The following is a 25,388-nucleotide window of genomic DNA, read 5'->3' as shown; positions in this document are numbered from 1 at the left end:
AGTTCAACACCCTCACCTCCTTTCCATGATTGCCGGGCAGCGGAACGGACTGTGACCGCCGGTCAAAGCCTTCTACTGCGCAGCATCCAAGGAGTGCTCTGCCGGGACGGAATCCATCCGTCCCGGCAGGTGCACATCGCTTGGCCCGCGTCTACTCCTGGAGCCCGGCCCGTCTGCCGGGCACGGTACCCTGCAGCCTGCCGCTTTCGCCCGCTTCTTGGCCTTCGCCGCCTTCATGTCCGCTGGCTCCCGCCTCATTCCTGAAGATCCGGTCTACCTTGTTCTGCTGCGGTTCACGGTCAATATAGATCATCGACCAGTAGGAGAGGTCCGGCAGATCGATCACCAGATTCGTTCCGCTCCACTTGTATTTCAGCTCCTTGAACAGGCCGTGCTGCGCATCCGGGGTGGCTGCGTACACTTTGAGCTTCTTCGCCTCTTTCTCCCGGATTCCGATCGGATACGTGATCTGCAGGTTCTGCTGCACGGCGGGTTCGCTTGCAGCGTTCCGCCAGTTGTCGTCATTGTTCAGCAGATTGACCAGATGCAGGACATCATACCGCTCGAAGCCCTTGTTATCCGCATTCTTCCGGACGGTGTACCATAATGTATGTTTGGCGCCGTCTCGGCTAAGGGGCACCGCTGCCCCATCCTTGCTTACTGCGATGGAAGCCTGCAGGTCCTCCCTGCTGTCGAACAGCAGGTTCTCGTAAGCCGCAAAGAACTTGTAGTACTCCTTCAGCGTCTCCTTCGTACCATTCAGCACCTTCTTGCTCCGGTTCGGGAAATATTCGTGGGCGATCAGGTTCGGGCCGTTCCCGATCTTCTCAGCCGTACCGACTTCGATATGGGTGGCGCCCATCGCCGCAAGACCGGCATCCATCAGGCGCAGGGACGGTTCGTTGAAATAGCCGAGCGTCGCGGCACGGAGGTTGATGCTGCCTTTGCCGTCGCCTTCCTCCATCTTCAGTGTAATCCGGTGTTTGCCTGCGGTCAGGTGCGGGATGACGAAGTAGCCGTCCTCGCTGTACTTCTCGCTCCCTCCGGTGCCTTCGAATGTAACCCGGCCCGGTTGGCCGCCGGGATCCGGAGAACGCTGCCCGTCCACATAGACGGAACGGTAGGTCGTCGGTCCGGCGTTCGAATAGGTGTAGATGATGGACGTCTCGCCGTCCTGCGGCACCTCCACATCGAAGGAGACCTCGTCGCCGATATGACCGAAGTTCAGCACCGTATCCTTGTAGAGCTCCATGGCCGGCGTCACGTTCGCCTTCTCCGCCTCATAAATCCGGGTATTCTCCGCGGAGCTCAGCTTGAGATGATCCAGACGGATTCCTTCGTCATCCGCTCCGTTCACACGGATTGCGATGGCATTCGAGCCGGCCTGCAGCACCACGCCGTTCACCTCTGCGCTGCCCCAGCTGTTGTGACCCGTCGGCGCAAAGGAAATCGTGCGCCCCTCGCCGTCCCCCGCATACACGTCCCTCGTTACGGTGTAGGCCGCATCCGAACCATAGCGGAAGGCGAGCCGGTACTCTCCCGCTTCAGGCACCCACGTCTCGAAGGTGACCACATCCCCGTCCTGGTCGAAGCCGCCCGCATAGCCGGTAACCGGCTGTACCGCGTCCGCTGGAGGCGCCGGAATCAGGGCCGCCTGCTCGATGCCGTACTCGTCCCGCCCGATGGCCAGCGAGCTCAGGTTGATGTACTGCCCGTCGGACTCCATCGTCACCTTCACCGTATGCTTGCCGGGGGCTACGGGCGTCCGGACCGTCTTCACGGCCATCGCCCCGTCCCATCCGCCGGAGGTCGCCGGGAAGGCGGCCGCACCGTCGACCGTCTGCCCGTCGATCTCCACGGACAGCACCGGGTTGTTCCCGGTCCGGTAGGTGAAATCCAGCGTCTCCGCCGGTTCCGTCACGTCCACCTCGAAGATCAAGGCCTGGCCCTTGCGGCCGAAGTTGTCCGTCTTCGCCGGCACGGCCTCCACGCTGCTCCTGCGGGGCACCACCGGCTCCCAGCCCGTCAGGGCTTCCTCTGCCTGCAGCGGCTGTCCCTGCACCTCGAGCCGATCCAGCGCGATCGCCCCGGCGGCCGTCTCCGCTTCCATCTTCACCGTCACCTCGCGGGAGGCCTGACCGGCCGCGAACCGCACCGGCAGGATGGCGGTCCGCCACGCTTCGCCGGTCGGTGCCAACGTCAAGGTGCCGGCCTTGCGGCCGTCAACGTAGACGACCCGCTCCGCCGCCGCTCCCGGGTTCCTGTACGTGAAGATCAGCTCCTGCTCACCATCCCCAGTCTCCACAGGAGCCGTCTTGAACCGGACGAAGTCGCCCTGCTGGCGGAAGCCGTCGATGTAGCCCGTACCGCCCGTTTCCGGCGATGCCGGCACCCGGCGGATCAGCGCTTCCTGCGTAGGAGCCCAGCCGGTCTTGGCCGCTTCGGCCATGTAGTAGCTGTCCCCCATCCGCAGATACTGCAGGTTCAAGCCGGGATCGCTTCCTTCGGCCATCAGCCGGATGGTGTTCGTCCCCTGCTTCAGCGGCACCTTAACCGCTGCTCCCTCTTTGAACTCGGTGACGCTCCCGGTCGGAGCGAAGGAAACCGGCGCCAGCTTCTCCCCGTTGACATCCAATGCCCGCTCTACCGCCTGCGAAGCGGCGCCGTAGCTGAAGATCAGCTCCTGTTCACCGGCTGCTGCGGCATCGACCTCGAACTCGACATAATCGCCTTGGGTTTCGAAATAGTACACCCTTCCGTAGTTATCCACCTTGCAGGAGACGAGTTCGGCGAACACGGCCTGAACCGTCTGCCCGAATGCCGCAGCGTCGGCGGACTTCACGCTCACCTCGAGTTCCCTCACGTTCAGCCACAGGTCATTCGAATTCAGCTGGAGCCTGATCTCGTTCTTCCCCTGCTGCAGCTGCGCCGTTACCGTCTTCTCCGCCACCGGGTTGCCCCAATCCGTGAACTCGTCGAACGGGATGCTCGGAACCGCCACGCTGCCGTTCACGGATAAACGTCCCTCCGGATTCCCTCCGCTGTTGCCGTGTCCGTAGCGGAGCGTGAGGTCGTACTCGCCGGCCGCCGGCACATGGACGTTGAAGACGATCGCATCTTCGTCTTTCTTGCCGAAGTCCCCTACCCAGCTCGGCGACTTGCCGATCCGCGACTGGAATGCCAGCGTCTTCGGCACATCCTGGGCCTCCGAAGCGCTGTAAGGAATGCCGGCCGCTTCCTTGTAGTTCATGTAGCCGGCAATGACCATCGCCTTGCCGCCGTTCTTGCTGCGAGTATCGTAAACGACCTTCTGCACGTCCTTGTACAGGTTCATGTCCTGCCAGAGCTCGCTGTAATCAAAGTCCGTCTTCGTCTGCGGATCGGTCACGGTGCTGTACCCGGCATTGCCTCCGACCATGTTGAACGCCACATGAGCCTTGTCCGCATGGTTCCCCTCAAGCGATGCCTTGGTCGCGCCGATCAGCTTGCTGTAGTCCAGCGAGTAATACCGCTTCCGGCCGTAATAATCGAGCAGGTAGTCGTTGTCGTTCGCGCCCCACTGATCCAGATGGATGCCGTCGAAGCCAAACTCATTGACCGCGCGGTTGTATTCCTTCGTAATGTAGGACTGCCAATCCGGGTGCCCCGGGTCCTGCAGATACAGCCCGGTCGGCTTCGGCTTCACGCCGTCGAAGAAGAAGCCCACCTGATCCTTCCCCGGGTCCGGAGGCGTCGGTGCCGTCTTCTTATACAGCCCCCACTCCGGCTTCACGCCGAACGCCTGGTAATTCTCCCGCGCCGCATAGTTCATCTCGTAGGCCATGGCGGCCGAGCCGTATTTCTGGGCGGAGGCCACCTGCTGCTTCACCGACAGCGGATACAGCGTCCTTCCCAGCAGGTCGGGATAGGAGGTCGAAGCCTCTATGGGAGCGGTAACAAAATTCCCCTGCGCATCCCGTACCGGCGTTCCGTCCGCATTCGTCTTCGAATACACCGAGACATCGTGCCGCCACATCCAGTCATAGAACTGGTAGCCGTTCAGATAGTACTCCTGCGACAGCTGCTTCATCTTCGCATCGCTCTGCTCCGGCGTTTCCTGCGAAAATTCCCCAACGAACCCGTAGCGAGGAAAATGCGTCCAGTCGCTCGATACGTCCAGGGCAGCGGTTACAAATTGGTCTTCACGGCCTTCGATCCATGCTTTGGCGAGATAGCCCCGGAAATCATCCGCGGGCGGCTGCCACTCCACCGTCAGATCGCTGTTGGTACCCGGCATGACTGCAACCGCTTTCTTTCCTGCGGCAACAAGCGTATTCGCCTGGTAGATCTCCATCCGGATCTTCCCGCTCCATCCGCTTCCCTGCTCGAAGCTCAGCGTGAACGCCGCCTTCTCCCCCGGAGCATAGCGCGCCTTGCCGATGGTTATCGCAGTAAGCGGCTTTGCCGGCAGGTTCTGTGCCTTCCGACCTGCGGCTTGGGCCTCCGCCTGTACGGTGACGGCGCTGCTGCCCCATACCAGCGGGGCAAAGCCCTGAACCGCCACCAGCACCGCTGCGGCGCTGAGTCCGATCTTTTTCTTCAGCTGCCGGTCCTTCCGGTCCGGCTTCCTGCTTTGGAACCTCTTTTGCATAACGTCAGCCTCCTTAATGTAGTTGAACTGTCCTTGATAGAGAAAGGCAGGGGCGTCTGTACGCCCCCTCCCCGCCCTGCGGCAGAGCCTTATTTGACTGCACCCTGCGTTACTCCGTTAATCACCCACTTCTGAGCGATGAGATACAGGATCACCATCGGTGAAAGCGCCATGAGGTAGGACGCAAACGCGAGATTGAAATCCGTGCTGAACTGCCCCTGGAAGACGAACTGCACGAGCGGCAGGGTGGCCATCTCCGGCTTGCCCAGGATGATGAGCGGAAGCATGAAGTCGTTCCACGCCCAGAGGCAGGTCAGGATCCCCACCGTGGCATTGATCGGACCGAGCAGGGGGAAGATGATCCGCCAGAACGTGCCCCAGATCGACGCGCCGTCCACGATCGCCGCCTCCTCAAGCTCCTTCGGAATCGATTTGATATAGCCCACATAGACGAAAATATTAAAGGCAAGCCCATACACGATGTAGAGGACGATCAGTCCTGACGGATTATTCATCCGGAGTGCCGTCGTGAGCTGCATGATCGGCAGCATGATGATCGGGAACGGGATGAACAGGGCACTGATGAAGTAATAGTAGACCCCTTTGAAGAACTTCTCCCTCCTATTCCGGGCTACGGCGTAAGCCACCATGGAGTTCGTCAGCAGGGTGAACAAGACCGTGGCGATCGTAATGACCGTGCTGTTCTTGAACGCCTGGAAGAAATTCGTGAGCTCGATGGCCTTCGTAAAGTTGCTGAGGTGAAAGCCCGTCGGCAGCGCGAACAGCGACTCGGCCATCTCCTCGGGTGTTTTGAGCGCGATGGAGACCGTCATATACAGCGGGAACAGAATGAACAAGGTCCCGAAGGCGATCAGGAAAGTCGCCGTCCAATTCGTCTTCTTTTGCATCACATATCCATCTCCCGTTTCTGTAAGAATGCGATCTGCACGAAGGAGATGCCGACAATCACGATGAGGTAGATCACCGAATTCGCGGATTGGTAGGCGAACTCCTGGCCCTGGAAGCCGCCCGTATAGATCAGGTGGGCGATCGACTGGGTGGCCCTGCCCGGCCCGCCTCCGGTCAGTGCGATAATCTGGTCGAAGACCTGGAGGAAGCTGCGCAGGGACAGGACCATGTTGATCGTGAAGAAGGACGCGATGAGCGGGAACGTGATGCTCCAGAATTCCCTCCACCGGCCGGCCCCGTCGAGACTCGAAGCCTCATAGAGATCCTCGGAGATCGTCTGCAATCCGGCGAGATACAAGATGGAGTTAAAAGCGAGCGACTGCCACACAACCACAATCACGATACCGATCCAGGCGTACTCCATACTGCCGAGCAGATTGCCTGAGAGCGCCTCGATGCCCGTCTTCGCCCCCCATACGGGGAACACGTTCGAGAACAAGTAGTTGAAGATATACCCGACGATGAGCACGCTGAGCACGTTAGGCAGGAAGTAGACTCCGCGGAAAAACTGGCGGAGCTTGATCTTCGCGTTAAGTCCGAGGGCGATGAGGAGACTGAGCGCGTTGACCAGCAGGGTCGTCAGCACCGCGAATTTGAAGGTGAACAGATACGAATTCAGCACATCGCCGTCCTGAAAGACGCTGAGGTAATTCTTGATCCCGATGAAATCGTACGAGGGACTGAAGCCATCCCAGTTCGTAAACGAGTAGAAGATTCCCTGGATGACCGGAATCGTATGAAACGTAAAGAACAACAGTAGTGCAGGAACCGTCATGAGATAAAATACCGATCGCTGCCGGGCCATGGCTCCATCCTCCGATAAGGCTGCGGGAGGGGCGGCAGCCTGCCGCTCCCCCTGCTTGCCCCTTTTTTTATTAGCAAGCATGCATGTCGTGTGTTACTTGCGGGACTGCACTTTCTCCCATTCGCTGTCGAGCTTCTTCAGGTACGCCGCCATGTCTTTCTTGAAGTAGTACTCCTGGATGATCGTATCGATCTTCATCGTACCCGGGATGGCATGGTCGGCGAAGTCCACGAGCTGCCCGTCCTCGAAGGCGGCGTTCAGGCCGGTAACATTCTTGTCGTCCTGGGCAACACCTTGTACCGCGGAGAAGGACTTCTGCTCGGTGATGAGCTGCTTCACGTTATCCGGCTGAAGCAGGAAGGAGACGAAGGCGGCCGCTTCCTTGCTGTGCTTCGTCGTCTTGGAGACCGCGAGCAGCGTGTCCACCCCCGAGACAAGCTTGTTCTTGGCCGGATCATTCGAAGCCGGGAACGGGACCGAGCCCAGCTCGATCGCCGGATTGGCCTTCAGGATCTCGGGGATCGCCCAGACGCCCTGCAGGTACATGACGGCAGCCCCCTTGGCGAAGGCCGTATTGCCGTCCCCGTAGCCCTTGCCGTTCTGGTCCTTATGACCAAGCTCGACGAGCTTCAGCTGCTTCTCGGCGATTTCCTTGTAGCCTTCAGCGAACGTTCCTTTGCCGGCCTTGCGGTCCTCGATGAAGTTCTCCGGCTGGAGGTTCGACGCCAGAGAGTTGAAGGAGATCATCGTCGTCCACGAGTCCTTGAAGGTGTGGTAGAACGGCACCTTGCCCGCCGTCTTGATCTTCTCTGCGGCGGCCATCAGCTCGTCCCACGTCTTCGGGACCGTCAGGCCAAGCTCGGCGAACAGCGCTTTGTTGTAGATGATGCCGTTGGCGTTCGATGTCAGCGGAATGCCGTACAGCTCGGCCGTTCCGGTCGTCTTCTTGACCATGTCGATGTAGGCCGGCTGGACCGTCTTCACCCCTTCGTGGCCCGAGAGGTCCTGGAACGTACCGCTCTTGGATAGCGACGCGAACGTGTCGGTGGCTCCCATGCCGACAATATCCGGCACCTCATTCTTCGCCACATTCACCTTCAGCACGGTTTCGGCATCCGGCACGTTCACCTGTGTCACCTCAATACCCGGATTCGCAGCGTTGAACTTCCGGATCAGGGCGTCGAAGGAGACTTTGGCCTCGGGCTTGTTCTGGAAGAACTGGAGCTTGACCTTGCCTCCGTCGGCGGCGCCCTGCTTGTCGGCCGGAGATGCAGCCGGCGCCTGGGTCCCGGCTCCGCAGCCGGACAGGATGGATCCCGCCGCCAATAGGCCGGCTGCTGCGAATACCGCTGCCTTTTTCTTCAGTTGTTTCGTCGGTATGGTCCGTTTCATCTGTGTCGTCCCCCTAATGTCGTTGTGCAGATCCTGCTTGTCCTGCGTCTCGGTTAGCGCTTTCATTTGGTTCGCTATCCCTGTCACTCATTTCAAACCCGCGTTATGGCAGTCTGATCGCTTATCGCCGCTGCCTGATCTCTTCCGCGGTTCCGCCGTCTCTCCTTTCCTCAGGATACAGGGGGGCCGGACAGGCGGACCGTATGGAGGAACTCGCCTTTGAAATCCTCTCCGACCGGTCCGCTGCAGCCGGTTACCCTAATCCCTGCACGTCCCCCTTCGTCCTTATCCCTTCAGCCGGTACACCCGCGCTTCGTAAGGCCGCAGTGTGATGCCGGATGCCGGCATCCCTGGATCGGCCGGATAGTTCGCAATGATCAGCTGCCCTTCGGCACCCTTGAGCTCTTCCGGCGACTCGAACCGTGCTTCCCCTTCGGAGAAGTTCAATATCACAAGCCACTGCTCGCTCTCCAGCTGCCTCGTATAGGCATAGATCTGCGGGTGATCCTCCAGAAGCAGGCGATACTCCCCGTAAGCCATGATCGGGTGCTCCCTGCGCAGCCCGATCAGCCGCCGGTAATAGTGGAAGACCGAATCCGGATCAGCCATCGCTTCCTTCGCGTTAATCTCTGTGTAATTGGGATGAATGCCGATCCATGGTGTTCCTGTCGTGAAGCCCGCATTGGCGCTGTCATCCCACTGCATCGGCGTACGCGCATTATCCCGGCTCTTGGCGTAGATTGAGGCCATCGCCTGTTCAGGTGTCCATCCCCATTCGTTCACAGCTTCCCGGTAGAAGTTCAGCGTCTCCACGTCCTTGTACTCCTGGATGGAGGGGAACCGCACGTTCGTCATCCCGAGCTCCTCGCCCTGATAGATGTACGGGGTGCCCTGCAGCGTATGAAGGAAGGTGGCCAGCAGCTTGGCGGATACTTTCCTCAGCGCCCCGTCGCTGCCGAAGCGGGAGACCATCCGGGGCTGGTCGTGGTTGTTCAGGTAGAGGCTGTTCCAGCCTTTCCCGTGCAGCTCCGTCTGCCATTTGGTCGTGACGGCCTTCAGGTCGCGCAGCTCCCAGGGCTTCAGGCTCCACTTGCCGCTGCCCCCCGGTGCCGTATCGATGTCCATCGTCTCGAACTGGAAGACCATATGAACCTCGCGCCGCTCCGGATCCGTATAGAGCACGGCTTCCTCCGGCGTTACCCCCGGCATCTCCCCTACGGTCATGATGTCCCGGCCGGCCAGGACACTGCGGTTCATCTCCTGCAGGTACTCGTGGATCCGGGGACCGTTCAGGAAGTGTTCCCCGCCCCAGGCATACCGTGCCGTACCTGCATCAGGAAGCCCTTCGGTCTTCGAGATGCAGTTGATGACATCCATCCGGAAGCCGTCGATGCCCTTCTCCAGCCAGAAGCTCATCATGCCGTAGACTTCTTTCCTCAGCTTCGGATTCTCCCAGTTGAGGTCCGGCTGCTTCTTCGTGAAGAGGTGAAGATAATACTCCCCCGTACCCTCGTCATACGCCCAGGCCGAACCCCCGAAGAACGACAGCCAGTTGTTCGGCTCGGTCCCGTCCGGCTTGCCCGGCCGCCAGATATAATAATCCCGGTACGGATTGTTCTCCTTCGACGACCGGGACTCCACGAACCACTCATGCTCGTCGGAGGAGTGGTTCACCACCAGATCCATGATCAGGCGCATGCCTCTTATATGAAGGCCCTCAAGCAGCGCCTCCCAGTCGGCCATCGTACCGAATTCGTCCATGATCGCACAGTAATCGCTGATGTCGTAGCCATTGTCGTCGTTCGGGGACTTGTAGACCGGGCTCAGCCACACAATGTCCACGCCCAGATATTTCAGGTAATCGAGCTTCGAGAGGATGCCCTTCAGATCGCCTATTCCATCGCCGCCACTGTCCATGAAGCTGCGCGGATAGATCTGGTACACGACGCCTTCTTTCCAAAATGTTCTCTCCATGTGGTTAGCCTCCGGATTCACTGTCAATGTGGTCATGCCAAAGCTGATTTTCCAAATGCGAATAGTTGGTTTACTATGCAGGACAGGCCCCGCATCCATGCAGAGCCGCACCAGGTTACTTGGTGGGTCTGAACGAACGGCTGCCCCTTGCCATCGGGAACCCCTGGGTCCTGTCGGCCGGCCCGCTCCTGCGGCCGCCCGGAAGGATGGCCCCGTTCTGTTTGCTGCCGAATACCCGTTCTCCGGATATCCGCTGAAGCGGGTTTCTCATCCCTGAACCGGCAGCCGATCGCTCACCGGCTCACTTCACTTCGTTTCACTGCAACTTCACTTCAGCTTGACAGCCTCTGTAACTTCCCTGGTAATCTGCTCTCCGCCGAGCTCTTTCCATTTCTTCACGAAGCTGTCGAACGAGTCGACCGGCGCTTCACCCGTGACGATGCGCAGGAACGTATCGTTCTCGAGCTTGTCGAGTGCCGCCCATCGGCTCTCCATCGTAGGCGTCTGTCCGGTGAACAGACTGTATTCCCCGTTAACCCCTTCGTTCAGCACCCTTCCTCCCTGGAGGTAAGCGCGGCTGACTGAATAGGCGGTCAAATCCTTCTTCGGATGCGTCAGATCCGACAAGACCGCGTCGTAGTTCTGTCTCATCTCGTCGGTCTTCATATCCTCCTTCTTCAGTTCACCGGCTGCCACACGCTCCAGCAGCTCCGTCTTGCGTCCCACCGCGTCCGCATAATCCAGAATCATGTTGAACGGATAGAAATCATGCTTGTCAATCTGGTAGCGAGACTCGTATTCCTTGATGGCGGCGGCCTGCTCCGTATTCGGGTCTTCTCCGCGCTCCAGCCGGGTGAACGTATTGAGCAGCTTCATGACCGCTTCCGGGTGCTTGTAGCCTTTCCTCACCACGATGAACTGATCGGCCACGGGAGCCATCCGCACCGTAAAGCGACCATCCGCATCCAGAGGCGCCCTTACGGCAATCCATTCCGCTTTGGGGTCGTTCTTGATAGAATCCGGGTGCGGGTACCAAGGGGACCACCAGGCCCCGAAGTGAATGCCCACCCGATTCGCAGCAACCACTTCACCGCCGTCGCCCCGCAGAGGAAAGTCCTTCTCGATGATCCCTTCCTTGTACCAGCCGGCCAGCTTGGCCAGCACTTCCTTGGTCTGCGGAGTGAGGGAACCGTACACTACGTTTCCGTCCTTGTCCCTCACCCATGCCTTAGGGAACGCCCCGTTTGCGCTGAACACCGAATCGAACGCGTGAAGTCCGGCCTTCTGGCCGAGTACGATATACTTGTCCCCGCTGAGCCCCAGCGTATCCGCCCTGCCGTTCCCGTCGGGATCCCGCTCGATGAACGCCCTGGCAATGCGCGCAATGTCATCGGCCGTCTTCGGCGGCGCAAGGCCCAGCTTCGCCAGCCAGTCCTGACGGACCCAGAGAAGATAGGGCGAATCCGCCTCGATGCTCACGTTTGGGAGGGCCATCAGACGGCCTCCGAAGCGGGCGGACTCGAGCGACGCCCCTTGGGTCGAGTCATGGATGTTCTTAATCAGATCCGATGCATACCGGTCATACACATCCGTCAAATCCTCGATCATCCCCTTCTCGACAAGGACCCGAAGCTGGTTCGGATTGACCATCATCGCATCCGGGATATCGTTGCTTGCTATCGCCAGGTTAATCTTCTGTGTCACGGCACCTTCGGTATCGCGGCTCTCCCAGACATGGGAGATCTTCATGTTCAGCGATTCCTCCAGGTAGCGGTAGATGGGATTATCCTCGTAGGAATCCCCGTCCGCCAGCTTCGTGCTCTCTTTGACGATCTTGTAAGGGATCTTCAGTGTCACCTGCTGAGGCAGTCTGCCGTAGGCCGTTTCCTCCCCGGAGGAGCCCGCCTGCTGCGGCGGAGCAGCCGATTCCGGATTCTCCTCCCCCGCTGAGCCTCTGCAGCCTGCAGTAAGCAGCACGGCAGCCAGCAGGAGCACCCCGGTCTTTTTTCTCACATCCGCCCGTCCCCTTTTCTTCTCTGATCTGTCCCTTGCCTTGATGATAGCACTGGAGCCGCCATAACCGGGATGGAAATCCATCTCCTCCTGCGCGAATTCCGTCCCCCGTGAGTGAACCATTTTCCTACGCCGCCGAACCATTTTCACCCCTCCCGTTCCCTGTACTCGCTGGGCAGGCTGCCCGTATGCTCCCGGAACACCCTCGAGAAGTATTTCTCATCCTGAAACCCTACCGTCTCCGCGATCCGGTACACGGGAAGCTCCCCTGCTCGCAGCAGTTCTTTGGCTTTCTCGAGCCGGGTATGTCTCAAGAAACCGCCAAAGGATAAGGGCATGAAGCTCTTGAAGCACTGGCTGAAATAACTGCGGCTCATATTGACATGCTTCGCCACCTCATTCTGGTTGACATCGCTGCCCATGTTGGCTTGGACATACTTGACGGCCGCAAGCAGGGACAGCACCACACCCTCCGAGAAGGCGAACTTCCCCTGGATTCTCTGCCTCACTTCGTTCCGGTAGATCGACACCCACTCCTTCACCTCACTCCACCGCACCGCATCCCCGAACCGGCGGATATACTCCGGGTGATCCTCCGCCGCATGAAAGATCCCCTCCCACTGGGCAAAATGAGCTGCAGCCCACTCACGGAACAAACCGGCCGTGAACAGCGAGCTCTCCAGAGCTTGAAGGAGCTTGCCGTACTCACCTTCATGGAAGATCCAGCGGCTGTCCAGCCAGCGCTCCTTCCACTCGGTCAGCCCCTCCCGCCCGATCACACGGGACGCTTCCCAGTGGGACAGATCCCCGGGCGTCAGCCGGAGCGGAGCCGCCCCCGCCCGGGATTCGAAAAATAAATACGAGGACACGCAGGCTGACTCCCGCTGCTCTCCGGTCTTTTTTGTACCCATGGGCTCGTCATCCCGCATCGCCGCCATGCACCACGGATAATGACGCAGGGGGAGAAGCAGCTCCTCCACATCGCTCCAGGACTTCACGCCGGGCAGCGGTACAATCCATAGGCCCGGGCCCGCCTCCTTTGCCGGTTCGAACATGGATAAGCGAAGGTCTGCAGGCGTCGGCCCATTTGTCCCTGCCTGGAGAGCGAGCGTGTATGATGGAGTCTCCGACGCTCCCGGATGCTCAACCTCCACACCGAACCGCTGCCGCTCCAGGGCGATCCGGTCCGTTATGCGCTTCATAACGACATCGATCTCTTCTACATCGAGCAGCGTCTTCACGATATAATCCACGGCCCCGAGACGAAGGGCCTCCTGGACATAGTCGAACTCGTGGTGGCAGGTCAGTACTACCGACCATAATCTCGGATAGAGCATCCGCGCTTCCCGAATGAGATCGAAGCCGGACATGCCCGGCATGGTGATATCCGTAATGAGCAGGTCGACGTGGTGCTGCTGCAGGAGAATTAACGCTTCCTTGGCATTGGCAGCTTCCCCGACCAAGGAGATGCCGAATTTCTCCCAATCGATAACCGAAATGAACCCTTTGCGGACCAGCTTCTCGTCATCCGCGATGATTGCGTTCAGCATGGACGGCCTCCTCTCGCCAGATCGGTATTTTCATCATGATGCTTGTTCCTTCGCCCGGTGTGCTGGTGATCCGGAATTCGGACTCGTCCCCGTACACCTCGTCCAGCAGCCCTTTGACATACGGCAGCCCGATGCCAAGCCCCTGCTTCCGGTTCGCGGAGCCTTCCATGATCTCCTCCAGCCTGTGCGGGTCCATACCTTCTCCATGGTCCGTTACCCTCACCAGCATGTCCCTCCCGTTCGGGGACAGGATCTCGATCTCGATCGCCGTGTCCCCGCTTCCGCTGCCATAATAGATGGCATTCTCCACAAGCGGCTGAAGCACGAACCGGGGCAGAGGAACCAGCAGCAGCTGCGGGTCCACGTTCGTCACGACCTGGAATTCATAGTCATAACGCATGCTCTGCAGGTCAATGTAATGCCGCAGCGCCTCCAGCTCCTTCTCCACCGTAACGATCATGCTCTGTTTCCCCATATTGTAGTGCAGCACCTTGATCAGCAGCGTCACAATCCGGTCGATGTCCGGCTGCTTGTTCGCCCGGGCCATCCACTGGACGCTGTTCAGCGTGTTGTGCAGGAAGTGCGGATTGATCTGCACGAGCAGCTTCTCGATCTCGAGCTGCCGCTTGCGCTTCTCGTCCGCCTCTATCCGGTCGATGAGGTCGAAGATCTGCTGCCGCATCTCGGCAATGTTGTGAAGGGAATCGTCGAATTCCTTGATATCCGTGAACCGGATTCTCCGGTCCTTCGACTGCACGATATGGGAGATCTCCTGGTTCATCCGGGTGAGCGGCCGGTACACCAGCCTCCAGATCGAGAACGCCGTCAGAATGCTCAGGAACAGAGACCCGCAGACGATGAGCAGCAGCCGCCGCATCCAGTCGTTGATCTCCTTGTTGTATTCGGATTGGCGGATGGCGACCTGCAGCTCCCAGCCCTGCTCACTGCGGTGGGTGAATACGGTCAGCTTCTCGGGGGCCTCCGCAACAGCCGCAGCTTCAGCCGGAGCCTCCCTTTCTCCTGCGGTTCCCTCCGTCCCGCTCTCCGCGAACAGCACCTCGCCCTTCTCGTTACGCAGCACGTGAGCTACCGGCATTCCGTACTGCTCCGGACTCATGAGCTTCTTGAGGAGATTGAAATTCGACTCGACGTAGACATAGCCGTACTTGTTCTTCTCTACCTCCACGTGCCGGACGATGGAGAAGACCGTGCTTCCCTTCGCATGAGCCGACGGATGCGGTCCGTAGAAGTTCGCCCCGTTATAGAACATGAGCGGCTGCCGGCCCTCCAGGGAGAAGCCCGGAGCCACGGTCAGGTTCTCGAACAGAATCGGCTGCGCTTGCTCCGGGAAATAATAAAAGTTCAGCCCGATATCCGGATTCGTAAAGTTCACCATACTGAGACTGTACCGGACCTCCTTGAGCGCTTCGGCCCGCTGCGCCGCAGGGGCATCAGATAGATAGATCCGGAGCTGCTCGCGGATCCGCTCGTCGCCGGCCAGCTGCTTGGACGCATAGCTGAGGTTGGTCAGCGTATTCTCAAGTCCGAGCGCTTCCTGCTTCAAGTTCGCCTGAACCCCGCTGGAAATCTTGTTCTCCAGAATGGAATAAAACGAGGAATAAGTCATGACAGCGATCAGGACCAGCGGAACCGACGTGCTTAAGATCAGGTTGAGGATGAGCCGCATCTTCAGGGTCTTCGGCATGAGATGATGCATCTGCAGTTTCAAGTGTCGTCCTCTCCCCTCGTTTCCTAGAGCATAACGCACCGCCCTTTCTTGTGACAATGGCTTGACATGTAGGATGACGTTTCGCTTTCAAGGGATTCAGAGTACGGGTGACAGAGAGTCACAGGAGTGGAAACCGGTTTCAATTATCCTTTAATCCAGATATATAAAGCTAGCTCCGATCCGCACCCAGCATTTTTCTTTCACCAACTCCTACATTAATCCGGTCCGCCTGTCGATAACAAAGACTAAAGCAAATCCGGCCCTCATCGTCCAGGCGTCTCCCATGCTCATGGATTTTACCGCATGACGGTCGGGTTCTTTACATACTTCAAGACCGGGGGTTATCCAATTGGCTTTTCGACTTCGAACCAGACTGCTGCTCAGCTTCTTCGCGATCATCGCCCTGTTCCTCATTACCGTCAGCGTCACCACGGTGATGAACAAGCGTGTCTCCGGGCTGACCGGCGAAATTCTCGCTTCCCAGAAGCGGATGGAGGTCGTGCAGCGGCTGAACCTGTTCGCCAGAACCGCGAACGATAACGGTGCACATTACCTGCTGGCTCCCGATCACCTCAAGGGGGGCTTCAAATCCCGATTCGACGAAACCGTACAGTTCCTGGACAAGGAGCTTGTCCGCCTCCGGGAGATCACAACGGATCCGGAGAGCCTGGAGCAGATCGACCAGTTTGCCGCCAAGTGGTCCGCCGCCATTGCCGACAAGAAGAAGCTGATGGAGCAGGCGGACAAAAAGGAAATCACCTGGTCCGCGGCTCAAGAGCGCTATTCCAAGGATTCGTTCGATCCCATCGCCTTCTCCCTGCTCGCTTTCCTCAAGGGCGAGCAAGCCCATATTGAGCAGTACGAGACGGACATTCAAAGCACGAACCAGCGTGTCCAGCTGGTGAATTACCTGCTGGTGGGCACAGCCATTGTGCTGTCCGCCGCCATCGCCTTCCTGCTTTCCAGATACTTGATCACCCGCACCCGTCTTCTGATCGAATCCGCTGGCGCTGTAGCGGAAGGGAATCTGAAGGTGCAGGAGCTGCGGTTCAAAGGGCGCGACGAGCTGACCGAACTGGCCTCCGCCTTCAATACGATGACGGCCTCGCTGCGCTCGGTCATCGGCAGTGCCGATCAAGTCTCGCTGCAGGTTGCCGCCTCCTCCGCCCAGCTGCAGGCCAGCGCGGAGCAGACGAGCCAGGCGACGGAGCACATTGCTTCGATCATGCAGGAGATCACGGACGGCACCGAGCGCCAAGCCTCCCAGGTCGGACAGAACCTGTCGACGATTAACCGGCTCGCAGATAAAGTGCAGGAGATTACGGCTAACGGTCAGGCTGTCCTGCAGACTGTGACGAACACATCGAATACCGCCGTGCAGGGCAAGAATGACCTCACCAACGCCATCCGGCAGGTGAGAGTCATTGAGAACAGCAACGGCAAGCTGGCCGAGGTTATCCAAGGCCTGCAGAAGCAGGCGGTCCAGATCGGGAATGCCACCAAGCTGATTCTTGAAATTTCGTCGCAGACCGATCTGCTCGCCCTGAATGCGGCGATTGAAGCGGCACGGGCCGGCGAACAGGGCCGCGGCTTCTCCGTGGTCGCCCAGGAAGTACGCAAGCTGGCTGAGCAGTCCCGGGTATCCGCAGACCAGATCCACGGTCTGATCGCAGGCATCCAACAGGAAGCGAGCACCGCCGCGGCAGAAATGGAACATGGTACGCTTGAGGTTCAGAAGGGAATTCAGCTGATCGAGGTGGCGGGAGATTCCTTTGAAGGTATTCTGGAGCTGATCCGCCAAGTCGAGCACGACATCCATGGCGTGACGACGTCTACAGCCAATATCATGACGGACACGGAAGAGGTCGTGTCAGGCATCTCCGTGATCTCACGGATCGCCGAAGAAAATTCATCCGGCACCCAGAGCGTGGCTGCTTCCACCGAAGAGCAGCTCGCTTCCATGGAAGAGATCAGCGCTTCGTCCAGTGCTTTGGCCTCCCTGGCCGATGAACTCAAATCCCTGATCGGCAAGTTCCGGTTATAATCCCAAAGGATCGAAGGTGAATACAACGTGAATAAACTTCCATTATCCATTCTTGGTCTTGCCAGTGTCCTTCTTTTCAGCGCCTGCTCGGGAGCATCGAAGGAAGACTCTGTATCTCTGACCTTCCTAAGTACGTTTGAAGGCAAAGAGGCCGAGTTCATCAAATCGCGGATCGCCGCATTCGAGCAGGAGCACCCGAACATCAAGGTAACGACGCTCGACGTGAGCTTCGGCGCCGCATCGAACAGCTTCAAGACGGCGCTGCTTGGTGACCAGCCGCTGGATCTTATGCGTGCGGACAATTCCTGGGTGCCTGAATTTGCCGATTTGAACTTATTGTATCCATTGGACTCCTTCCTAACCGAAGAGGACAAAGCGGACTTCAACCCCACCGCCCTGCGCTCCGTGCAGTACAAGGAGCATCTGTACGGACTCCCGTCCGTGATGGAAGCGCCGGCGCTGCTGTATAACAAGCGGATCCTGCAGGAGGCCGGCTTCTCTGCCCCTCCTGAGAGCATGGACGAGCTCTACAGCATGGCCAAAGCGATGACGGCCGGCGGCAGATACGGCATCTTCGTCTCCGATGATTCCTACTTTGCCCTCCCTTATCTCTGGGCCTTCGGCGGAGAGACGATTACGGACGACCGAAAGGTCGGGATCGCCTCGGGTGATTCGGTACAAGGGCTGGCGTTCATGCAGAAGCTGAAAGCGGACAAGGTCGCCCAGCCGAACCCGGACTTCAAGGAAGCCTACAACACCATGATGGGCGACTTCAAGGAAGGCCGCTCGGCCATGATCCTCAACGGCCCGTGGGCCGTGGCCGACCTCTTGACCGGGGCGGAATTCAAGGATGCGGGCAATCTCGGAATCACTGCGATTCCGAAGGGACCCAAGGGCCAAGGCTCTCCGGCCGGCGGCCACAGCATGGTCGTCTCCAAGTATAGCAAGCATCCGAAGGAAGCGTACGAGCTGAGCCGCTACCTGACGAGCGCCGAGACCCAGCTGCTGCAGGCCAAAGAGCTTAAAACGCTGCCGGCACGAGGAGCCCGTACCAAGATGCCGCCCTCTCGGGCGATGCCATTGTGCAGGGCTTCAAAAAGCAGCTCGACGCGGCCAAAGCGCGTCCGCTCATTCCGGAAGGCTCGCAGATGTTCTCCGATTTCACGCCGAATCTCGGCCAGATTCTTATGGGCAAGCTGACCGCCGAAGAAGGCGCGAAGAATATCGAGACCGCTTGGCGGGATATGCTTAAGCTTGACCGGTGATTGCGAGATACAGATAAGCCGTGACGGGTTTCTCCCTCACGGCTTTTTGCCATTGCAGCTCTCTATCAAGCAGTTTCATTTTTCCCCCGATGATAAAATATAAAATCGATTTGTAATATGCTACACTCAAGATGGAGGTGGGGTACCAATGAAGAACGTGAAATTGGAAGGGCTTACACTGCTTGCTGACGATGTGGCTCGATTGGCCCGGTTTTACCAGGATGTGCTGGGATTTACTATTCTTATAGAAGAGGAGCATTACGTAGAATTCAGTAATTCAGGAGTAAGATTGGCCATTTGCTCTAAATCGCTGATGGCGGAGAATACCAACGGTTATCCTTCTTTCAGGGAAAGCCGCAGAGGACAAGCCATCGAACTTAATTTTCAATGTGATTCGCCAGATCAAGTCTACGCATTGTACGATGAATTCGTTTCGAAGGGTGCCATTGACGTCACCGCGCCACAAATCAAGTCTTGGGGTCATACGACTGGCTTCTTCGGCGATCCCGAGGGAAATATTCATTCCATTTTCGCGGTGAATCCTGTGTAAGGCCATTTTCGAACCGTCGAAGTCACTCAGAGCATTCCATGTCTATGTGTGAGGCTATTGCTTCAACGATCGGAGATACACAGGACACAGCGTTTGTGCTGGACACGCTACGTTTTCGTATCAGGAGGCGGTAAAAGGAAATGGCATTACCATGAGCATGTCCCGTAAAGGTACGCCCGCTGATAATGCCATTTGATCCCTGTCTCAAAACCAGGGGTCAGTCCCCTCTTCGGCTCTTTGCCAATCCCTACCGGTTCCCCAGCAGATTCTTCCACGAAGTCTCGATGTTCCGCACGCCCTCCTGCACCGACTGCTTCCCGAGCAGCATCGCATTCAGATTCGGGGTGAAGTCCATGAACAGCCTGGCGCCTTCCGGAATCATCGGCCGGGGCCTCGCCGTATCCAGCTGCGCCTTGAAGCCCTGGACCATCGCGTCCTGAGCCAGTCTTTCATCCTCATAAGCGGCGGACTTTGTAGGCAGGGTCTTGAATTCCATGCTCTGAAGCACCTGCGTTTCGGTGCCGGTCAGGTAGGCGATCAGCTCCAGGCTTTCTTTGGGGTGCTTGGTGTATTTGTTGATAACCAGACTGTGCCCCCCTACCGGAGAGCCCTGCCCTTTGGGTCCCTTCGGAACCGCGGCAATCCCCAGCTGATCTCCCCGCTGAAAGACTTTGCCCTTGAGAATATCCCCCATCGCCCAAGGCCCGTTGATGATCATCGCCGCTTTGCCCTCTTCCGCGAAGTCCTTCATCATCCGGCCGTACCAATCCGCGAAGTCCGGGTAGGGCTGGGTCACTCCCTCGCGCCGTAGCCTCACCATGAATTCGAGCGCCCGCTGCGAATCCACGGAGGCAATCTCGATTCGGCGGTCTTCCGACACCATGCCGCCCCCGAAGGCCCACAGATAGGGCAGGGCAAAGTAAGAATCCTCCGACACGTACAAACCGTACCGGCCGCTCACCGTCATCGCTTTCGCCATCGCAAGCAGCTCATCCATGGTCGCGGGAGGGCCCGTGAACCCGGCTTCGGCCAGCAGCCGCTTGTTGTACAGGAGTGCGGGAACTTCCGTGACGGAAGGAAGTCCATAGAGCTGCCCTCTGTACCTCGAGGACTCCAAGGCGGATGGAATATAGCCGACCCAACGGGAAGAGGGAGCAAGGTCGTCCAACGGATAGACGATATCCAGTTCGGCGTACTCGGCGATCCACGTATGGTCGGCACGGAAGATGTCTACCGGCTGGTCGCCCAGTACCGCGGTCTTGAATTCGTTAGTGGCAAAAGGAAAAGCGCGCTGCTTCATGGTCACTTGAATCTGCGGGTGCTCCCGGACATACGCATCGATCCGCTTCTGGAAGAACTTTGTCTCTGCAGGGGACGTGGTCGTCCAGAAGGTCAGCGATACCCGCTCCCCCTCTTTTTCCCCGCCTGAACAAGAAGCCGTTAGCAGCAGCCCGGAGAGTACCGCACATAAGGCTGATTTTCGGGTCATAACGGAACCTCCCCCTCGCTGCGGGAGTGCATCCCGCGATGGCTGCAGATCCCGTTTCTTCCGCTGCGCTTGGCTTCGTACAGCGCCTGATCCGCTTCCTGCAGCAAGCTCCCCGGATTCCCCGTATCCGAAGCCGTCGCGGAAGCGATCCCTATGCTCACCGTGACACTCCCGCTTACTTCCGAGAGCTCATGCGGAATACCGCGCCGGGCAAGCGCCTGCCGGAACCGCTCGGCCGTCCGGACCGCTTCCTCCTCCTCCTGATCCGGCAGCAGCACAACGAACTCCTCCCCTCCGTAGCGTGCAGCCAGGTCCCCCGGACCGACGGACCTCTGCAGAATCCCCGCCACCTCCCTTAGGCATTCGTCTCCCGCCTGATGTCCGTACCGGTCGTTATACCGTTTGAAATAATCGATATCGAACAGAATCAGTGAGATCGGCCTGGAGAACTCAGAGAGGCGCTTCCACTCCCGCTCCATCGTTTCGTCATAGCACCGCCGGTTCGCAATTCCCGTCAATCCGTCCCGGGTGGAGAGGTGCTGGAGAAACTGGTTCGAATGAATCACCGTACGCAGGGAGTGCGTCATCCGGTTGAAGGCCTCCGCCAATTCCTGGAGTTCATCCTGCCCTTTGAAGTGAAGATCCGCAACCTGCAGATTGCCTTCGGCCACGGTCTGCGCGGAGCGTCTCAGCAGACGGATGCGGCGGATGAGGTAGTTGGAGAGAAGGAACGCAATCAGGATCGACAGGACGATGGCTGAAGAGCCCATGGTATAGTTCACCCATTGGATGGTCCGGCCGCTGCGCTGAATGTCGCTGTTGTACTGTTCGATCCTCGACTGCTCCGCCTTGAAGAACGAGTGCAGGGAGAACGCCACCGGATCAAAGCTGTCTTTGGTATAGCTCTCCTGTGCTCCCCGGACTTCCCCCTGCTTTTTGAGCGCCATAATTTTTTGCTTGCTGCGGGCGAAGGCGGTCCAGCGTTCCTTGAAGCGCGCAATCTGGGCCTTCCCATCCGGATCAGCGGTCATGGACTCCAGCAGGCTCATCTCTTCTTCGACATACTGGACGCTCGCATCGAACTGGGACTTGAAATCCTCCTCGACATACAGGGGAGCGAGCAGGTAATGAGCCCCGTTGTCATTGGCTGTTCTGGCGAACAGATTCAGCCGCTGCAGGACCTCCAGCCGTTTCTCCGTCGCCAGCGTTTCATTCGTGAGATGGACGATCCGCTGGGTAAGGACGGTAGACAGAATAACCGTTATCACGAACAGCACGATGATGGCCAAAAAGCTGACATACAATTTCTTGCGGAGTGTGAAAACCATGGTGCAGTCCCCCGGAGATCCATGCGGTTAGCAGGCATTTCCTTTATTATTTCCCAATATTTCATTTTAGTCTGTACCAAAAAGCACACCTGCCTGCACATGAGAAAAACCGGCTCCCCGCCAGGCCAGGATTCGCCGGGGAGAGACGGTTGGTACAGCACGCTTAAGCTAAGCGGCTTCCTTATATCAAGTAGAACGGTCTGCGGCCGGATTCCTCCTACTTCAGGTAAGGCCCCGCTTCGCCGATCTTGCCCGGTGCCGGATTGCCCGGCAGATCGAGCACATATACGCGCAGGTTGCCCTGACCCGAGACGGAAGCGGTGAGCTTGCCGTCGGTGACGGTCTTGACATCGCCGGTAACCGCATCCTTGTACGTGCCGTTCGGAATCCCGCTGAAGGCGGCCGACGCGCTGACCGTAATCAGCGCGAAGCTGTCGATGCCCTTCGCCGTGTCCGTATAGCGGCGCTTGTAAGCGATGTGCCCCTCGACGCCTTCGGTTGAATACTGGCCCTTCTGCAGGGCCGGGATCGCGCGGCGGATCTGGTTCAGCCGCTGCAGGTGCTTCACAAGCGGCGAATTCAGCGTCTCGGCTACCGTGCCTGAAGCCGACGCGACTTTACCGAAGTCGGCGGCGGTGACGGAGCCTTCGATCTTGTCGCCGAAGTAGGCGCGGCCGGTCGTCGCCAGCGGGCACGTCGGCCCGCAGTCGATCGGCTTGCCCGCCTGGAATTCGATCTCCGAGCCGTAGTAGAGCGTCGGAATTCCGCGGAAGGTCCACATCAGGCTCATGTTCTCGGCCCAGGCTGCGGTGCCCCCGGTGTAGCGGGAGGAGGACTTGTTCGGACCATAGTCGTGGCTGTCGACATAGACGACGTTGTAGGTCGCATCGTTGTAGCTGTCATCGGAGTCCTTGCCGTTCCAGAAGGCATTGCCCGCATCGGCAAAATTCATGTGCATCCGCATATCGATGACATTCATGCCCGATGCCTTGCTGTGGTCCGGCGTGTGATATGCGTTGCCCCGGAGGAACGCATTGTCCGATGTCGGCTGGTTGGCGGTGCCGAGATTGTTCTCATAGCTGTACATCTCGAGGGCGGCCGAGGCATCGTCCGCACTGTATTCCTTGCGCTCCTTCCAGGTGAAGAACTGGGCCGAATGATTGACCGAGCCCCGGTTCCACTTGTCGTTGACGAAGGCTCCCACCTCACCGAACATGAAGAAGTTCTTGCCCTTCTCGCCGAACTTCGAGACGGCATGGTTCTGCGCGTCCGGCAGGAAGTGGCGGTTCCATGTGGTCCGCGGGATATGCACGGCCGTATCGATCCGGAAGCCGTCCACGCCCATATCGATGTACCTGCGGTAGACATCCTTCAGGAAGTCCTGCACCGGCTTCGATTCCGTATTAAAGTCGGCGAGGTCCTCGTGAATCCAGCAGCTGCGGGAATCCTCGCCCTCCCAGTTGCCGATCCAGCACTGATGGTACAGGTTCGCGGGGAACATGCCGGAGGTCGGGTTCGGCCACTGGCAGTTGTAGAGGCGGTAGCCTTCCTTGCTCGTCGCCCCTGTCGGCACTCCCCAGTTCCGGCAGGTGTTGCCTGCCGGCTCGGCCGTGGACCACAGGTCCCCGTTATACGGCTTGCCGCCGGCATTGACGTTCAGGCCGTTGTACTCGGCGCCGGCCTGCGGCTCATCGTAGTACCAGCTCCACTGGCTGTCGCGGATGCCGTACACCTTCGGAGCGAAGAGGTTCTTCTCCCCCCAGCGGCTGGAGTGGTTGTACACGACATCCTGAATGATCTTGATGCCCTTGTTGTGGGCCGCATTGATCAGATCCTGATAAGAGGCTCCCGGAGACTCCAGACGGGGATCGATACGGTAAAAATCCCAGCCGTGGTAGCCGTGGTAGTCATAATCCGAGCGGTTCAGCACCACCGGCGTAATCCAGATGGCGGAAAAGCCGAGCGCCTTGATGTAATCGAGCTTCTGGATCAGCCCCTTGAAGTCGCCGCGGAACATCGGGTCGTTGTTCGCAGCGTTGCCGCTCGTGACATGCGCCGAGCCTCCCCGGTTATTGGAGGCGTCCCCATCATAGAAACGGGCGGTCATCACGAAATAGATGGAGTCCTCCCGCATATCCGTACCGATCGGTGTGCCGCCCGGCGCAGGCGGCGGCGCGTCGCCTGTGGTCGCCGTTACAGCCGTGCCGGCGGCCGACTTGTTCGCCGGACTCGCCTTGTCGAACGCCTTGACCGTGTAGGTGTACGGCGTCTTGGCTTCCAGTCCGCTATCGGTGTAAGCATTCGAGGTTGCCGTGAACACTTGGGTGCCCTGCGTGCCGCCGGTTCTGGTGATTTCGTAGCCGGCCAGGCCGCTGCCGCCCGCATTATCGGCAGAGGCGTCCCAGGTGAGGGTGATCCGCAGGCCGTCCGCCGCCGCCTTCACATTCTGCGGAACCGACGGTGCCGTCACATCCGGGGGCAGCTGCACGCAGGGATTGGCCGCATTCGCGGTAACGGTACCGTCCTTCACGGTGGTCAGTCCGGTACCCAGGCTGTAGTCGCTCCCGCTGCTGTTATCCCATACGGAGCCATTGTTGAATGCCGCTTTGAGGCTGGCCGCCGTCCCGAGCTCCACCGTTTTCTTCGTCCAATCGGCGCAGGCCGTCTCGTTCATCGGCACGCCCGGCGCGGTCGTCCAGCTGCCGCCCGCCGGCATATAGTGAAGATTGACGCTGGTCCAGCCGCGCGTCTTCGTGTAGTAATAGACCTCGGCCCGATTGCCTCCGCCCGCAGTAGATGTTGCGGCCTGCAGAGCAGCCGACGGAGCAGAGACATTCCCGAGGGCATCCTTGGCGGTGATCGTATAGGTGTAAGTCGTTGCAGCGGTGAGGCCGGTGTCCGTGAAGGTAGCGGCGGTCACACCGGCCTTGATCAGCGTACCGTTCCGGTACACATCGTAACCGGCCACTCCGCTCCCGCCCGGATTATCGGTTGAGGCGGTCCACGAGATGGCGATCGAGGAAGACGTCACCGTTCCCAGCGTCAGCCCGGCCGGCACGCTCGGAGGGGTTGTATCGCCCACCGTATTGCACGGACTGCCGGCACCGGCCAGCAGCTTGCCGTCCTTCACCTGATGGACTCCGGCTCCCATCGTATAATTGCTGCCTCCATTGTTGTCCCAGGCCCCGGATCCGTTCGTGAATACGGCCTGGAACGAGGTCCCGGCGATCTCGACGGTTTTGCCGGTCCAATTCGTGCAGGCCGCATCCATCGGCGTGCCCGGTACGGTCGTCCAGCTGCCGCTTGCATTGTGGTGAATGTTGACCTTACTCCAATTCGTATAAGGGGTGTAATAATACACTGTTGCTGTGGCTGCCGCCCCGGCCTTCTCCAGGCCCAGGGGTCCTCCCGGCAGCAGCGAGCCGCATACCGTCAAGCTGAGCAAAGCCGATACCCATCTTCTTGCCATACAGCACTTGCCTCCTTCATGATTCTCGCTTGGCTGATCCATCTTATCGCTCTGGCGGTTTTCCGGGGTTGAATTCGCCTCCCTTCTATATCTGGAGCTCATGGGCCTAAGGAATTTCATCGACAGAGATTATCTTAACGGCCCCAGTTCAAGTCCCGTTCAAGCCCGGCCAAATCACACG

Annotated in this window: 14 protein-coding genes and 1 pseudogene; 4 read left to right on the top strand and 11 right to left on the bottom strand. The window is 59.0% G+C overall.

Annotated elements, in window-relative coordinates; translation table 11 throughout:
* Nucleotides 1-151: 151 nt before the first annotated feature.
* The 8 genes from PM3016_RS12160 to PM3016_RS12125 form a co-directional block, all read right to left on the bottom strand.
* The gene (locus PM3016_RS12160; protein ID WP_014369675.1) at nt 152-4,630 is read right to left on the bottom strand and encodes a glycoside hydrolase family 66 protein; all 4,479 of its coding nucleotides are present in this window, start codon (nt 4,628-4,630) and stop codon (nt 152-154) included.
* Nucleotides 4,631-4,719: 89 nt separating this feature from the next.
* Nucleotides 4,720-5,538: a carbohydrate ABC transporter permease gene (locus tag PM3016_RS12155; protein WP_014369674.1), complete on the bottom strand. Its 819-nt coding sequence runs from the start codon at nt 5,536-5,538 to the stop codon at nt 4,720-4,722.
* A complete protein-coding gene (locus PM3016_RS12150) occupies nt 5,538-6,404 on the bottom strand; it encodes a carbohydrate ABC transporter permease (protein WP_014369673.1) in 867 nt (288 codons plus the stop codon). The genes PM3016_RS12155 and PM3016_RS12150 overlap by 1 nt, the downstream gene beginning before the upstream one ends.
* A 93-nt stretch (nt 6,405-6,497) precedes the next feature.
* On the bottom strand, nt 6,498-7,862 hold the full coding sequence (locus PM3016_RS12145; RefSeq protein WP_014369672.1) for an ABC transporter substrate-binding protein: 1,365 nt from the start codon (nt 7,860-7,862) through the stop codon (nt 6,498-6,500).
* Nucleotides 7,863-8,081: 219 nt separating this feature from the next.
* Complete coding sequence (locus PM3016_RS12140) at nt 8,082-9,770, bottom strand: glycoside hydrolase family 13 protein (RefSeq protein WP_014369671.1); 1,689 nt, start codon at nt 9,768-9,770, stop codon at nt 8,082-8,084.
* A 327-nt stretch (nt 9,771-10,097) separates the two neighbouring features.
* Nucleotides 10,098-11,783, bottom strand: a complete 1,686-nt coding sequence (locus PM3016_RS12135; RefSeq protein WP_238540499.1) for an extracellular solute-binding protein — start codon at nt 11,781-11,783, stop codon at nt 10,098-10,100.
* A gap of 146 nt (nt 11,784-11,929) precedes the next feature.
* Nucleotides 11,930-13,333, bottom strand: a complete 1,404-nt coding sequence (locus PM3016_RS12130; RefSeq protein ID WP_013915859.1) for a helix-turn-helix domain-containing protein — start codon at nt 13,331-13,333, stop codon at nt 11,930-11,932.
* The gene (locus tag PM3016_RS12125) at nt 13,308-15,062 is read right to left on the bottom strand and encodes a sensor histidine kinase (protein ID WP_013915858.1); all 1,755 of its coding nucleotides are present in this window, start codon (nt 15,060-15,062) and stop codon (nt 13,308-13,310) included. The genes PM3016_RS12130 and PM3016_RS12125 overlap by 26 nt, the downstream gene beginning before the upstream one ends.
* A 349-nt stretch (nt 15,063-15,411) precedes the next feature.
* On the opposite strand from PM3016_RS12125, the gene PM3016_RS12120 reads away from it, so the two are divergent.
* The 4 genes and pseudogenes from PM3016_RS12120 to PM3016_RS38120 form a co-directional block, all read left to right on the top strand.
* Complete coding sequence (locus tag PM3016_RS12120; RefSeq protein WP_013915857.1) at nt 15,412-17,106, top strand: methyl-accepting chemotaxis protein; 1,695 nt, start codon at nt 15,412-15,414, stop codon at nt 17,104-17,106.
* Between the two features lie 27 nt (nt 17,107-17,133).
* Nucleotides 17,134-18,306: an extracellular solute-binding protein gene (locus tag PM3016_RS12115; RefSeq protein WP_014369669.1), complete on the top strand. Its 1,173-nt coding sequence runs from the start codon at nt 17,134-17,136 to the stop codon at nt 18,304-18,306.
* 213 nt (nt 18,307-18,519) lie between these two features.
* Entirely contained in the window at nt 18,520-18,921 is a 402-nt protein-coding gene (locus PM3016_RS12110; protein WP_013915854.1) for a VOC family protein, read from the top strand.
* A gap of 50 nt (nt 18,922-18,971) precedes the next feature.
* A pseudogene (locus PM3016_RS38120) lies at nt 18,972-19,111 on the top strand (IS3 family transposase); the annotation flags it as partial.
* 57 nt (nt 19,112-19,168) lie between these two features.
* On the opposite strand, the gene PM3016_RS12105 reads toward PM3016_RS38120, so the two are convergent.
* The 3 genes from PM3016_RS12105 to PM3016_RS12095 form a co-directional block, all read right to left on the bottom strand.
* Complete coding sequence (locus PM3016_RS12105; RefSeq protein WP_013915853.1) at nt 19,169-20,410, bottom strand: extracellular solute-binding protein; 1,242 nt, start codon at nt 20,408-20,410, stop codon at nt 19,169-19,171.
* Nucleotides 20,407-21,738 carry a diguanylate cyclase gene (locus PM3016_RS12100; protein ID WP_013915852.1) on the bottom strand — a complete coding sequence of 444 codons (1,332 nt, stop codon included), beginning with the start codon at nt 21,736-21,738 and terminating at the stop codon, nt 20,407-20,409. Before PM3016_RS12100 ends, PM3016_RS12105 begins: the two co-directional genes overlap by 4 nt.
* 217 nt (nt 21,739-21,955) lie before the next feature.
* Entirely contained in the window at nt 21,956-25,207 is a 3,252-nt protein-coding gene (locus PM3016_RS12095) for a carbohydrate binding domain-containing protein (RefSeq protein ID WP_014369668.1), read from the bottom strand.
* Nucleotides 25,208-25,388 lie beyond the last annotated feature (181 nt).

The sequence above is a fragment of the Paenibacillus mucilaginosus 3016 genome (assembly GCF_000250655.1).
Taxonomy (GTDB): domain Bacteria; phylum Bacillota; class Bacilli; order Paenibacillales; family NBRC-103111; genus Paenibacillus_G; species Paenibacillus_G mucilaginosus.
This window is presented reverse-complemented; position numbering and strand designations above follow the sequence as displayed.

Excerpts from the sequence above, each read along its gene's own strand:
- PM3016_RS12095 (WP_014369668.1), bottom strand. The coding sequence starts at position 25,207 with ATGGCAAGAAGATGGGTATCGGCTTTGCTCAGCTTGACGGTATGCGGC.
- PM3016_RS12155 (WP_014369674.1), bottom strand. The coding sequence starts at position 5,538 with ATGCAAAAGAAGACGAATTGGACGGCGACTTTCCTGATCGCCTTCGGG.
- PM3016_RS12110 (WP_013915854.1), top strand. The coding sequence starts at position 18,520 with ATGAAGAACGTGAAATTGGAAGGGCTTACACTGCTTGCTGACGATGTG.
- PM3016_RS12130 (WP_013915859.1), bottom strand. The coding sequence starts at position 13,333 with ATGCTGAACGCAATCATCGCGGATGACGAGAAGCTGGTCCGCAAAGGG.
- PM3016_RS12145 (WP_014369672.1), bottom strand. The coding sequence starts at position 7,862 with ATGAAAGCGCTAACCGAGACGCAGGACAAGCAGGATCTGCACAACGAC.
- PM3016_RS12140 (WP_014369671.1), bottom strand. The coding sequence starts at position 9,770 with ATGGAGAGAACATTTTGGAAAGAAGGCGTCGTGTACCAGATCTATCCG.
- PM3016_RS12105 (WP_013915853.1), bottom strand. The coding sequence starts at position 20,410 with ATGACCCGAAAATCAGCCTTATGTGCGGTACTCTCCGGGCTGCTGCTA.
- PM3016_RS12100 (WP_013915852.1), bottom strand. The coding sequence starts at position 21,738 with ATGGTTTTCACACTCCGCAAGAAATTGTATGTCAGCTTTTTGGCCATC.
- PM3016_RS12150 (WP_014369673.1), bottom strand. The coding sequence starts at position 6,404 with ATGGCCCGGCAGCGATCGGTATTTTATCTCATGACGGTTCCTGCACTA.
- PM3016_RS12160 (WP_014369675.1), bottom strand. The coding sequence starts at position 4,630 with ATGCAAAAGAGGTTCCAAAGCAGGAAGCCGGACCGGAAGGACCGGCAG.